Annotated in this window: 14 protein-coding genes; 10 read left to right on the top strand and 4 right to left on the bottom strand. The window is 44.8% G+C overall.

Annotation, left to right across the window (positions count from 1 at the left end; genetic code table 11):
* The first annotated feature begins 13 nt into the window (after positions 1-13).
* Positions 14-406 carry a type IV pilin protein gene (locus tag MASE_RS12545; RefSeq protein ID WP_014950118.1) on the top strand — a complete coding sequence of 131 codons (393 nt, stop codon included), beginning with the start codon at positions 14-16 and terminating at the stop codon, positions 404-406.
* Positions 407-444: 38 nt separating this feature from the next.
* Here the strand turns inward: MASE_RS12545 and MASE_RS12540 are convergent, their stop codons facing one another.
* The gene (locus MASE_RS12540) at positions 445-990 is read right to left on the bottom strand and encodes a GspH/FimT family pseudopilin (protein ID WP_039228301.1); all 546 of its coding nucleotides are present in this window, start codon (positions 988-990) and stop codon (positions 445-447) included.
* A gap of 413 nt (positions 991-1,403) precedes the next feature.
* Here MASE_RS12540 and nadE point away from each other — a divergent pair, with 413 nt between their 5' ends.
* Together nadE and MASE_RS12530 are read left to right on the top strand one after the other, a co-directional pair.
* On the top strand, positions 1,404-2,240 hold the full coding sequence (gene nadE / locus MASE_RS12535) for an ammonia-dependent NAD(+) synthetase (RefSeq protein WP_014950116.1): 837 nt from the start codon (positions 1,404-1,406) through the stop codon (positions 2,238-2,240).
* A 2-nt stretch (positions 2,241-2,242) separates the two neighbouring features.
* Positions 2,243-2,581: a P-II family nitrogen regulator gene (locus MASE_RS12530; RefSeq protein ID WP_014950115.1), complete on the top strand. Its 339-nt coding sequence runs from the start codon at positions 2,243-2,245 to the stop codon at positions 2,579-2,581.
* 84 nt (positions 2,582-2,665) lie between these two features.
* Here the strand turns inward: MASE_RS12530 and MASE_RS12525 are convergent, their stop codons facing one another.
* Both MASE_RS12525 and ygfZ read right to left on the bottom strand, forming a co-directional pair.
* The gene (locus MASE_RS12525) at positions 2,666-3,151 is read right to left on the bottom strand and encodes an FKBP-type peptidyl-prolyl cis-trans isomerase (protein WP_014950114.1); all 486 of its coding nucleotides are present in this window, start codon (positions 3,149-3,151) and stop codon (positions 2,666-2,668) included.
* Positions 3,152-3,210: 59 nt separating this feature from the next.
* On the bottom strand, positions 3,211-4,257 hold the full coding sequence (gene ygfZ / locus MASE_RS12520; RefSeq protein WP_014950113.1) for a CAF17-like 4Fe-4S cluster assembly/insertion protein YgfZ: 1,047 nt from the start codon (positions 4,255-4,257) through the stop codon (positions 3,211-3,213).
* A gap of 187 nt (positions 4,258-4,444) precedes the next feature.
* On the opposite strand from ygfZ, the gene MASE_RS12515 reads away from it, so the two are divergent.
* The 3 genes from MASE_RS12515 (at position 4,445) to MASE_RS12505 (ending at position 6,099) form a co-directional block, all read left to right on the top strand.
* On the top strand, positions 4,445-4,696 hold the full coding sequence (locus MASE_RS12515) for an FAD assembly factor SdhE (RefSeq protein WP_014950112.1): 252 nt from the start codon (positions 4,445-4,447) through the stop codon (positions 4,694-4,696).
* Positions 4,697-4,817: 121 nt separating this feature from the next.
* The gene (locus MASE_RS12510; protein ID WP_014950111.1) at positions 4,818-5,213 is read left to right on the top strand and encodes a hypothetical protein; all 396 of its coding nucleotides are present in this window, start codon (positions 4,818-4,820) and stop codon (positions 5,211-5,213) included.
* A gap of 13 nt (positions 5,214-5,226) precedes the next feature.
* Positions 5,227-6,099: a MaoC family dehydratase gene (locus tag MASE_RS12505; protein WP_014950110.1), complete on the top strand. Its 873-nt coding sequence runs from the start codon at positions 5,227-5,229 to the stop codon at positions 6,097-6,099.
* Positions 6,100-6,412: 313 nt separating this feature from the next.
* Here MASE_RS12505 and nadB read toward each other — a convergent pair whose 3' ends face one another.
* Positions 6,413-8,098 (bottom strand): L-aspartate oxidase, encoded by a 1,686-nt coding sequence (nadB, locus tag MASE_RS12500; protein WP_051129059.1) that lies wholly within the window; start codon positions 8,096-8,098, stop codon positions 6,413-6,415.
* A 197-nt stretch (positions 8,099-8,295) separates the two neighbouring features.
* Between nadB and rpoE the strand changes: the two genes are divergently transcribed.
* From rpoE to MASE_RS12480, 4 genes are all read left to right on the top strand, one after another.
* Complete coding sequence (rpoE, locus tag MASE_RS12495) at positions 8,296-8,874, top strand: RNA polymerase sigma factor RpoE (protein ID WP_012518957.1); 579 nt, start codon at positions 8,296-8,298, stop codon at positions 8,872-8,874.
* Between the two features lie 99 nt (positions 8,875-8,973).
* Positions 8,974-9,555 carry a sigma-E factor negative regulatory protein gene (locus tag MASE_RS12490; RefSeq protein ID WP_014950108.1) on the top strand — a complete coding sequence of 194 codons (582 nt, stop codon included), beginning with the start codon at positions 8,974-8,976 and terminating at the stop codon, positions 9,553-9,555.
* Positions 9,556-9,679: 124 nt separating this feature from the next.
* Positions 9,680-10,864 carry a MucB/RseB C-terminal domain-containing protein gene (locus MASE_RS12485; protein WP_014950107.1) on the top strand — a complete coding sequence of 395 codons (1,185 nt, stop codon included), beginning with the start codon at positions 9,680-9,682 and terminating at the stop codon, positions 10,862-10,864.
* An 18-nt stretch (positions 10,865-10,882) separates the two neighbouring features.
* Positions 10,883-11,344: a SoxR reducing system RseC family protein gene (locus MASE_RS12480; RefSeq protein ID WP_014950106.1), complete on the top strand. Its 462-nt coding sequence runs from the start codon at positions 10,883-10,885 to the stop codon at positions 11,342-11,344.
* The last annotated feature ends 108 nt before the right edge of the window (positions 11,345-11,452 follow it).

Raw genomic sequence — 11,452 nt, 5'->3', positions numbered from 1 at the left:
AGATAGCTGTACCATGGAAGGGAATTATAAAGCGTACATACAACATCATCTGACTGAAGGGTTTTCGCTTGTAGAAATACTGGTTGCAACGGCTATAGCAGGCATATTGTGCGTTGCGACTACGTCGGCAATTACCGCTAGCAAACAACTAAGTCAGCTCAACAAGGTCAAAGTGTACCTTCTGTCTGCCCAAGCAATTCAGTCGCGAAGTTGGCTACTCACAGGCGAGTACGTAACGCACGATGCGTTGCCACCCTTTGGAATAGCCAGCGTACGCATCTCACAAACCATCAGCGACACGGGAATGTATGAAATTAGTGCTACACTGACATCTAGAGCATCTACGGACAGCTGTAGAGTAATAAAAATACGTGAAGACGCACTGACGCCCACAGAATGTTGGTAAGAAAATGCTCGAAACTTAACGATACGAAAAGTGAACGGTTAGCTACAGCTTAACTCATTACCTTCTAAGTCTTCTTTTTTGCCGTTGTCATCACTGTCTACGGCAACAGATATTCTTCCGTAAAGCGATAATAAAAGTGCTGATGCATAGTTTGCATCGTTGTTATTGGGACATAAGGTGATGGTTGCGGCGCGGTCTATTCCGCCTTGCTCGTCGAAGATAAGGCTGCCGGTTATACCGGAGATGGTATTGGCATTACTAAGTGGATCGCTTGCTACAATTAAGACCTCATTGTTATCCCGGCCGCCGTTTCCATTTGCATCTATAAACACCATTTTTGCATTGCGCCAACTCGACGTGCAGGCTGTATAGTTTTGCGTAGGGCACAGCACTACGTTGGTTTGTTCGTCTACCGCAGAAAAGCGAGCGCGTTGAACCACTGCACTTAAATTGTTTAAGTCAGAGGTAATTCTATTTTTGATTACGATATTTTGAATGCCAGGCGCAACTGTGGTGAGAATAATGGCAAGAATAGCGACGGCAACAAGCATTTCTAGAAGGGTTAGTCCTTGCTGTCTCGACATTATGGATAGTCGTGCTGTAAGCCTAGTGTTTGTCATAAACGGTATTCGATTCCACGCGTTGCTATAAAGAGAAACAGGAGGGTTTGCTTTTGCGCCGCCTTTCTCCAATGTAATGTTGTAGCGCCATAATTTTACGCTACTTACTCATATTTTAGGGTAAACTAATTTGAGTTGGCAAAGGTATGTTTTACCGCGCAACCGCATATTTGGCCATACGCCTTACGTTTAATGGCTTGTCGTTCTGCTGTGCTTGAATCTCAACTTAATAATAAATAAATTGCTGACCTTAAGTGCTGCACAACTGCAATACCAGAAGAGTAAATCCAAATAGATGCGCGGATACCACTAACATCTGCGGTCAGATTGTCGTAGAATCAAGTTCCAGGACGCCCCAAAAATACGTGGATATAATGATGCAAAAACAAGCAGTTATTGATGAAATGAAAGTGCTGCCTGAAATTGACGTAGAGTACGAAGTCGCACGTCGAGTCTCGTTCATAAAAAAGCAGTTACTTACTTCTGGTTTAAATTCGCTGGTACTGGGTATTAGTGGCGGCATTGATTCATGCACATTGGGTCGGTTAGCTCAATTAGCAGTAAATGAATTAAACGATGAGCACCACGAAAAATACCAATTTATCGCGGTTCGTTTACCTTATGATACCCAAGCCGATGAAGACGATGCACAGAAATCTATCGACTTTATCCAGCCCTCTCATTCTCTTGCAGTGAATGTAAAACCTGGCGCAGATGCTATTCATGCGTCTACTTCACAAGCGCTTGCCAGTGCTAACCTTCTTCCCGACAATGAAGCGAAACAAGACTTTGTGAAGGGAAATGTTAAAGCACGTACTCGTATGGTTATCCAGTATGAAATTGCTGGGATGGTTGATGGCCTCGTTTTAGGTACCGATCATTCGGCTGAAAATATTACAGGGTTTTATACCAAGTATGGTGATGGTGCATGTGACCTTGCGCCGTTGTTTGGTCTCAGTAAGCGCCAAGTACGTGCAGTGGCAGCCCATTTGGGTGCACCACATAACGTCATCACTAAAGCGCCAACTGCTGACTTGGAAAGCCTGTCTCCGCAAAAAGCCGATGAGCAAGCATTGGGCATGTCTTACGACCAAATTGATGACTTTTTGGAAGGAAAGCCAGTTTCTGCGGAAGTGGAAGAGAAATTGCTCTATATTTATGAGCGTACACAGCATAAACGTGTGCCAATTCCAACAATTTACGATGAGTTGTAGTCATGAAAAAAATTGAAGCTATCATTAAACCGTTCAAAATGGACGATGTTAGGGAAGCGCTAGCTGAAGTCGGTATCGCAGGGATGACAGTGTCAGAAGTGAAAGGGTTTGGTCGTCAAAAAGGCCATACTGAACTTTATCGCGGTGCTGAGTACCAAGTTGACTTCCTACCCAAGATCAAAATTGAGCTTGTACTGGACGATGACCGCGTTGAGCAAGCGGTTGAAGCTATTCAAACGTCAGCTAAGACAGGCAAAATTGGCGACGGGAAAATCTTCGTTTACAACGTTGAGACCGCCGTACGAATTCGTACCGGTGAACAAAACGAAGACGCGATTTAATTAAATGGTGTTTATTAAAAAAAGGAGCCAATGGCTCCTTTTTTAATATACTAAGTATTTATTAAAGCTTAATAGCAACGTGACTTAGTGGTCGTGACCACAACCGCCTTCACTGTGTACATGACCGTGCTCAAGCTCTTCTTTCGTTGCTTCTCGTACGTCAACAACAGTTACGTCAAAAGTTAGCGGAATACCGGCAAGAGGGTGGTTACCGTCAACAACAACCTCTTCGTCAGTTGTTTCAATGATAATGACCGATTGCTCACCTTGTGGCGTAGTTGCGCGGAAAGACATACCCACTTCAACATCCATACCGTCAAACATTGAGCGTGGTACAGTTTGTACAAGTTCGTCAGCACGTTCACCGTAAGCTTTTTCAGGGTTTACTGAAACGTTGAAGCTATCTTCCTTCGATTTACCAATAAGTGCATCTTCTAGTCCTTCAATTAAGAAGCGACGGCCTAGTAGTACTACTAGTGGCGATTTCCCTTCTGAAGAGTCTAGCGTTGTGCCGTCTTCGGTAGATACGGTGTAGTGTAGCGTTACAACGCTGTCAGAAGTAATTGTCATAACAAATCCTATCTTGGCCCTTTAATAAAGGGCAATAAATGTAATGCAGTAAAAACTGCTTATCGACGTTTTTTCACAATATTGCTAGCTTTCTGCTCAATACTGTACGGCAAAGTATTAGGGTAACAGGTAATGGCGTTATTATCAGCCAATCTGTGTAAATCTTCGCTGGTGGTATCGTTGTTGAGCACTGCAATAAACCAGGTTTCATTATCAAGCGATGCAACATTGAGTATTTTGCCCGCTATACGCCAATTTTCGCCCAACTGCTTTTCTAATGCATCGCCAGGTTTAATATTTACGTTACCTTCAAGCTTAAAGCTGTAGGCGGCGCGTTTGTTTTTACCCAGAAAGCGGGTTCGCGCAACCACCTCTTGCCCCATATAGCAGCCTTTATCAAAGTCGATACCGTTGAGCGCCTGCACATTAATCATCTGGGGCACGTATTCCGCCACTGCGTCGCCTTGCACTAAAGCGTGTACGCTTTGAATTTGTATAGCGTCAAACACGGTTTGGGGATAGCAAGAAAGGGTTTGCGCCTCTATTAACGAATTTATTTGCTTTGCGCCATTATCATCTAAAAGAACAATAATTCCTTTGCAGCTAGTATTGGCAAAATAGGCGACGCCGTGTTCGCTCTCGACCTTTTCAAGAGAACCATTGTCAGGAGTATCGCTCTCAAGAAGGCGTTCCACTTCGTTTTCGGAGAAAAGCTGGCTTAACGCTGCCTTTACTTCGTTAGTTTTCACTGCATCAAGCGAAATAAAATAAGCGCTGTATGTTCGTGTGTCGTCGAGAATATCAACCTTAGAGAACACACCATACTTATTAAGCTGTGCTAATGAATGACTACCCGCATCTTCATTGGTAACCAACAATAATTTGTTTTGGTGGCGAGTTACGTACCCGGTAGACCACGTTTTGCCTTTATTATCACAATGGGCGAAATGCCTGGCAGTATTCTCGGTTAGCTTATTAATGTTGACCGTAATTTGCCCTTGCAGGTAACTGTCGGCCTGTTCTCCTTCCAAAGAAATTATCATGGCATTTGAAAGCTTGACCACAAATTCACTTGGAAGACTTTGTAATGATGCGATAGATGTCATATTCACCACTGTAAAATTCGCTGTATGTACTCAAGGTATGGTAAAACCACCAATATTCAAGGGCAATACATGGGAATGTGCGCAGATTAAGTTCTATTTAGTTTGCCTATCTGACCAAAAGAGCAGTGATCCCCACGCATAGGGCATGGTATTATTGTTAGCGAATAAAAAACGGTATGAAAGACATATGTTTGAACCAAAAAGATTAGCGCGATTAAAGTGGGCGTGTCGCAGAGGCATGCTAGAATTAGACGTACTTTTACTTCCTTTTGTGGAAGAAGCCTTCGATTCTTTAAGTTATGAAGATCAAGAAACATTTGAACGTTTACTTACCAGTGATGACCCTGATTTGTTTGCATGGATCATGGGACACCAAAAGTGCGAAGACCCTGAACTAGCCGCCATGGTGGCGACTATCGTCAACCGTGTCAAAGTATAGAATTTGCATTACGCACAATAGGTTTAGAAGGTTATTTGGGGAAGTATGCGTTGCTGTTTGTCTTTTCGCAGCATTGTGCAGCCTTCCTCAATACTTGTGGTCTTGGCTGAGCTTCTCAAAATTGATAGCGCTTGTTGCTGTTGCAACCACGTTAGTTATTTTCTGGCGTCTTTATGACGCGTTTAGTAACAAAATTTCTGCTACTCAATACGCTCTCTCTTTGACCAGCGATGGTATTATCCGGGTTGTTGACGACAGCACGCTCCCACTGGATTTGCAAAGCATGCCAAAAGGTAGCTTGCTAGTTGATGCTCAGGTCGACGGCACATCAATGAACATTCATCATTCTTCCCAGCTCTTTACTTGGGGGCTGTGTATCAATGTGCTGCGCCAAAAACGCAGATGGTTTGAAAAAGATCATAGCCATCTCGCTTGGATCTTAAAAGGTGAGTGCTGCGAAGCAGACTATCGCCGGTTGGCTAGAGCCATTATCTTGGCCCGAAAAGCAACGCCTTAAAGGAATTAAAAAGATGTTTCGTGAGTATACCAAAGCGTTATTTAAACGCGTTGACGCCAGGCAGCTTATGCAGTTTAAACCGCCTACGTTGCCTCAGCGCATCTATACCAAAACGCTCAATGTCGACAATGTGCACTACGCTTCTTTTTGTCAGGAAGATGACTGGCCGGCAAATGAGCATGCCCATCCACTTTATTTGCAGATGCTTTCCTTACCATTGCAAATGCAGTGTTTGCTGGACAAACAAAGCCCATTTCCATTGCTTGGCCTTATCCACGCCGCTAACAAAGTATCGGTAATAGACCATTGCGATTTAAGCGAACCCTTTGAATGTCGCGTGCGCTTTCACGATGTGAGACCGCATAACCGAGGTTGGGAAGTAGATGTAATGTTAGAGGCGCTGCAGGCAGGGAACCTGGTTTACAGGGCGATAAGTAGTTACTTAGTGAAGGTGAAAGCCGTTCATGTAGCTCCACTTGGTGCAAAAAATGACTTACATGACGATTGTGAATTAGAGAATAGGGCGCTCATCGGCGAAATTAGTGCTTCGGCTAATACAGGTCGCCGCTATGCAAAGCTTTCTGGCGACTATAATCCTATTCACTTGTCTGCAATATCTGCCAAAGCATTTGGGTTTAAACAGCCTATAGCACACGGCATGTGGACATTGTCACGCGCTGTGTCGGCGTTTGTAAGTCATCAAGACTTCAGACAATCTATGAGCGTAAAAGAAGTAAATTGCCGCTTTAGAAAACCCGTGTTTTTGCCCTGTGACATTCATATTCAACAACACTGTAAAACAGATAATAGTGTGCTAATAGACGTTACCGATAGTAATGACAGCCTTGTGCACTTATTGGCTAGTTTAGTGTTTAATCAGGCCTGAATTAATGTTTAATCAGGTGCAGATTAGCAAAAGATAAGCGGGAGATAACCTAAGGTTAATACCAATCTGCATAGATCATTGCTCACTCAGAAGGCGCTGGCAAGTTTCCTAGTAAAGCGTGGGAATCTGAAAGGGAGCAGCTTGGTATGATACTGTGGACGGTGAAAAGAGAGCATGCTGTGATGCTCTCTTTTTGTTTAAGGTGTTTTATTGAGCGCTAAATGATGCTGTGTAAATGTATTGTCCAGTTATTAAAAAAAGGCGCATTAACATTAGCGCCTTCTTTAGACTGATACAAATCTTACTTTATGCACTAGTCGGCATCGGCGAAGCTGTCTTGAGTAATTAGCGAGCCAACGTCGGCGCCTGACAGCTGTTTTCTGGGAATAAGTATTGTAGGAGCGGGGTTGTCTAACTGTTCAGGGTAGTCCAAATTAAAGTGTAACCCTCTGCTTTCCTTTCGCTCCATCGCGCATCGCACAATGAGTTCTGCAACCGTAACAAGGTTTCGAAGCTCTAGCAGGTTGTTACTTACCCTGAAGTGTGAGTAATACTCAGTAATCTCTTGCTCTAATAGCTTTATGCGACGCATGGCCCGTTCAAGGCGCTTATCCGTGCGTACAATACCTACGTAATCCCACATAAACAGCCTAAGTTCGTGCCAGTTATGTTGAATGATGACTTCTTCGTCAGAGTTAGACACTTGGCTCTCATCCCAAGGCGCAATAGACTCTTCACAGTCTGCACTGGGAAGATTTTTAATAATATCTTCTGCTGCAGCGCTGGCAAAAACCACACATTCAAGTAAAGAGTTAGATGCCATGCGGTTGGCGCCATGCAGGCCTGTGTAGGCCACTTCACCGATTGCGTATACATTATTCAAGTCGGTTTTGGCATTAAAGTCGGTCATCACTCCGCCGCAGCTGTAGTGCGCAGCGGGCACAACTGGGATAGGTTCACGGGTTATATCGATACCAAGCGAGCGGCACTTTCGATATATATTAGGGAAGTGCTTAACGATAAAGTCAGCCGGCTTATGACTGATATCCAAATACATGCAGTCAGCGCCCAATCGCTTCATTTCATAGTCGATTGCGCGAGCGACTACGTCGCGCGGCGCAAGATCGCCACGCTCATCAAATTTGTGCATAAAGCGGGTACCGTCGGCGTGGCAGAGGTTTGCGCCTTCGCCGCGCAGCGCTTCTGTAATCAAAAAGTTACGTGCCTGCGGGTGGAATAAGCAAGTCGGATGAAATTGATTGAATTCCATATTGGCCACGCGACAACCCGCTCGCCATGCCATGGCAATGCCGTCACCGCTCGACACATCGGGGTTCGATGTATACTGGTATACCTTGCTACCACCGCCAGTCGCTAGCGCAACGAAAGGGGCGCGAATTACTTCAACGTGCTCTTGTTGTCTATTCCAAACATAAGCACCCACCACGCTGTTCTTTTCTTCCTTTGAAGGAATGAGATCAATGGCGTTATAGCGCTCAAATATGTGAATGTTTGGATGGGTCGATACCGCGTCGTTTAATGTAATTTGAAGCGCTTCGCCTGTGGCATCTGCAGCGTGAAGAATTCGCCGGTGGCTGTGTCCGCCCTCACGGGTAAGGTGAAAGCGCTCCTCACCAGATTCACTTTTTTCTGTATCAAACGGTACACCGTAACTGATAAGCCACTCAAGTGACGCCTTTGCTCGTTCTGCAGTAAATCTTACGGCTGGCTCTTCGCAAAGCCCAGCACCTGCAGCAAGCGTGTCTTTTACGTGTGCGTCTATGGAGTCTTGTTCATCGAATACTGCGGCAATACCACCTTGTGCATAGCGGGTAGAGCCTTCATTGCGGTCACTTTTACTAAGTACAATAACCTGACAATGGTCGGCAAGCTTAAGCGCTAAGCTCAATCCTGCCGCGCCACTCCCAATAATCAATACGTCACAACGGTGTTCTATTGCATTTGATGTGGAAGTTAGTGAAGACGATACAGATTTCATGTATTTTTATATCAATTCAAACGAGCAAAGGTTCGGCAAGTCTAAAGGATGAGTAGCAAAACACAATCATTCTTGCCCCCTGGCCTAAGCATTTTTTAAAATATTTAATGCTTTTACAGAACTTTTGTAAAAAGAACGCGTCTATACACATGCTTGTTAGAGCTATTGTGTAGTTGAAGTAGGGAGTAATGGCTCGAATGAGCGAGCAGATAACCGACCAACAACTGGTCGAAAAAGTACAGCGTGGCGATAAAAATGCGTTCAATTTGTTGGTAACTCGTTACCAACATAAAGTGATGCATCTCGTTTCTCGCTATGTGAAAAATACCGGTGACGTTGCTGATGTAACGCAAGAAGCGTTTATCAAAGCATACCGTGCCTTACCTAATTTTCGTGGCGACAGTGCATTTTATACTTGGCTTTATCGGATTGCGGTAAACAGTGCCAAGAACTATCTTGTATCTCAAGGTCGCAAGCCGCCTGCAAGCGATGTCGATGCTGACGAAGCAGATTTCTATGAGGGTAGTGATGCATTAAAAGAGCAATCTACACCCGAGCGAAGCCTGTTATCTGAGGAAATTGAAGAAACCCTGTTTAAGGTAGTTGAGAAGCTGCCGGACGATTTACGTATGGCGATAACGCTGCGTGAAATTGAAGGGTTGAGCTATGAAGAAATCGCGAACGTAATGTCGTGTCCTGTGGGTACGGTGAGATCCCGTATTTTTAGGGCTCGCGAGGCGATTGATAAAGTTATTCAACCGTTGTTAGAAAATTAAAAAGAAATAAAATCAAAAAAAGATGAACTTTCTTTTTTCCACGATGACTAACAGCTGTGTTAGGGTAGTTAACGATCACTTTGATCTGGAAATGAATATATGACGCAACAGCAAGAAAAATTGTCCGCATTCATGGATGGTGAGATAGAAGGCAATGACATCATCGATGCGATTAAGCAAGATGAAGCGCTTCAGGCCAAATGGCAACGTTACCATGTGTATCGCGGTGCAATGCGAAAAGAAGCAAGTGTTGCTCCACAGTTGGACATCACCGCAAGCGTAGCAGCTGCGCTTGAAAACGAGCCAGCTATAGTCGCACCTAAACGCTCGCGCTGGCAGTCGGTACCATTGATTGGCAATGTTGTTCCTTTTGCGAAGCAGTCAGGCCAGTTTGCAGTAGCTGCGTCGGTGGCAGTGGCAGTTATCTTTGGTGTTCAATACACTAATCAAGAAGCGCCTACCGAGCCATTTATGACAGCGCCAACGATTGCTCCTCAAGGTGGATTGTCTCCAGTGAGTTTGGAACAAACCAGAACGTTACCACGTAACGACATGAATGAAATGCTTGAGAAGAAGCGCAAAATTAATGCATTGATTGCTGATCATGAGCAGCAAATAAAGCTTAAGCAAGCGCAAGAGGACGAAGGTGAAAGCGAAACAAGTGGACCAGAGCGCCCATAAGTTATCGCAGCCAGTCAACATTAGTTGGAATGTGCTTTCGCAAGTAAATTGCGACTGACATACATTTCATATTTTAATCATACCAGCATATACTGCTGGTATGTTTGTTTTAAGGCAGGAAAAAATGCGCTGTAGTTCTATCCTTGCACTTTTTTTCATTTCGGGCGCGGCTATTCAGCCCACTATTGCCCAAACTACTTCGCTGAGCGAAGAAACGAAAGCTCCTATTGCCCCAGTCCAAAACGTGAATGACGGCGACGTTGAATTAGACGCTAACTCAGAATCAAACACGAGAGCTGGCCGACTAGATGAAGCTGATCAAGAAGAAGCAGTGCGAGAAGACGTGATTCAAGAGCAACTTGAACAAAGTCGAAGCGAGCAAAATGCATCTGCTTCTCGCACACGAGAGCCTCAATCGGCCAATCAGTGGCTAGCTGAACTTCAAAACATTATAACCAATGCCAATTTCCAAGTGTCTTTTGTGCAAACTATTGCAGGAAAGGAAACCGTTCCATATTTATGGCGCCACGGGATAATGGAAGATGGTTCTGAATTAGAGCAGTTAAATCTTCAAAATGGACCAGGCCGCGAGCTTATTCGTGTGAACGATGTGGTGAGTGTATTTGAGCCAGATGTACAACCCTATAGCTTGCGTTCAAAGCATATCAACGGTCCAATACCAAGTGTATTATTGTATCATCCTGAACAGCTTGCCGAAGCCTATGAGTTCGTCGCTGTGGGAAGAGCGCGGGTGGCAGGACGTTCAGCGCAACAAATTCGAATAGTCAGCCGAGATAACACGCGATTTGGTTATCAACTGTGGCTGGATGAGTCGTCTGGTATGTTGCTCAAACTGAACATGCTTGATTTGCAAGGGGCGCTATTAGAGCAGATTCAGGTCACGGCCTTTGCGATATCGCCAGAGCCTGCTGATTATTTCTCACGAATTAATTCTGCGTCGTTACCCGCGCCCATGGCGCTGAGCAACACGCCAAATCGTGCACACAAATGGGATGTCACTTATTTGCCGGCTGGCATGCGAGAAATAAAGCAAGATACAAGACGATTGGCCTTAACAGGGCAAATTGTAGAATATAAACTCTTTTCAGATGGATTGGTTGACGTATCTGTGTATGTTCAGCCTGCGGAAGATGCGTTAGGTGAAACGCTGGCGCTGCGCAATGAAGTGAGTACGTTCTTAACGTTGACAGACGGCAAAGCCCAGGTGACAGTGGTGGGAGAAATACCTTTGCAAACCGCTAACGCTATTGCTACGTCTTTACGCCCCGTCAGCAGTGTAAGTGAATAACCGCGCAATTGAGTAACAATGATAAGAGAAACCGCCACCGTAGTTGCCGTTAATGGGGATACGGTCACCGTAGAAGCAGCGATTAAATCGACCTGTAACGCATGCCAAGCACAAAGTGATTGTGGTACCGGCGTTATTTCTCGTGCGCTTGCACCGAAAACGCAGCAGTTGACGCTGCGCACTCCCATGCCTGTGCGGGTTGGCCAAGAAGTGACTGTAGGCATACCGGAAGCAGGTGTTTTAAGTGCATCGGCTTGGTTGTATTTGCTACCGCTCATAGCGTTTATCGGGGCATATTCGGTGTCGATATCATTACTTAGTAGTAACGGATTTACTCACGAGTTATGGGCCATGCTGCCAAGTGGGTTAGTAACCTTCTTTGCCTATAAGCTAATTGCTTACAAGTTGCGTCGTGTAGAACGTACGAAATATCAACCTGTCCTATTGGGTCAACAAGATCACAGTGCAATAGAACATTGATTTTTTGAAGGGCTTTACGCTGCTCAATGGTTTAATACGGGACTGCTCCATACGAGGCCAATTTATACGAGATTATAGTGTTAACTCACGCTCATCAATGTAGCCAAG

It is taken from the genome of Alteromonas macleodii ATCC 27126 (assembly GCF_000172635.2).
Taxonomy (GTDB): Bacteria; Pseudomonadota; Gammaproteobacteria; order Enterobacterales; family Alteromonadaceae; genus Alteromonas; species Alteromonas macleodii.
This window is presented reverse-complemented; position numbering and strand designations above follow the sequence as displayed.

Bases quoted from the DNA above. Each gene is read 5' to 3' on its own strand.
- MASE_RS12545 (WP_014950118.1), top strand. From the start codon at position 14: ATGGAAGGGAATTATAAAGCGTACATACAACATCATCTGACTGAAGGG.
- MASE_RS12540 (WP_039228301.1), bottom strand. From the start codon at position 990: ATGTCGAGACAGCAAGGACTAACCCTTCTAGAAATGCTTGTTGCCGTC.
- nadE (WP_014950116.1), top strand. From the start codon at position 1,404: ATGCAAAAACAAGCAGTTATTGATGAAATGAAAGTGCTGCCTGAAATT.
- MASE_RS12530 (WP_014950115.1), top strand. From the start codon at position 2,243: ATGAAAAAAATTGAAGCTATCATTAAACCGTTCAAAATGGACGATGTT.
- MASE_RS12525 (WP_014950114.1), bottom strand. From the start codon at position 3,151: ATGACAATTACTTCTGACAGCGTTGTAACGCTACACTACACCGTATCT.
- ygfZ (WP_014950113.1), bottom strand. From the start codon at position 4,257: ATGACATCTATCGCATCATTACAAAGTCTTCCAAGTGAATTTGTGGTC.
- MASE_RS12515 (WP_014950112.1), top strand. From the start codon at position 4,445: ATGTTTGAACCAAAAAGATTAGCGCGATTAAAGTGGGCGTGTCGCAGA.
- MASE_RS12505 (WP_014950110.1), top strand. From the start codon at position 5,227: ATGTTTCGTGAGTATACCAAAGCGTTATTTAAACGCGTTGACGCCAGG.
- nadB (WP_051129059.1), bottom strand. From the start codon at position 8,098: ATGAAATCTGTATCGTCTTCACTAACTTCCACATCAAATGCAATAGAA.
- rpoE (WP_012518957.1), top strand. From the start codon at position 8,296: ATGAGCGAGCAGATAACCGACCAACAACTGGTCGAAAAAGTACAGCGT.
- MASE_RS12490 (WP_014950108.1), top strand. From the start codon at position 8,974: ATGACGCAACAGCAAGAAAAATTGTCCGCATTCATGGATGGTGAGATA.
- MASE_RS12485 (WP_014950107.1), top strand. From the start codon at position 9,680: ATGCGCTGTAGTTCTATCCTTGCACTTTTTTTCATTTCGGGCGCGGCT.
- MASE_RS12480 (WP_014950106.1), top strand. From the start codon at position 10,883: ATGATAAGAGAAACCGCCACCGTAGTTGCCGTTAATGGGGATACGGTC.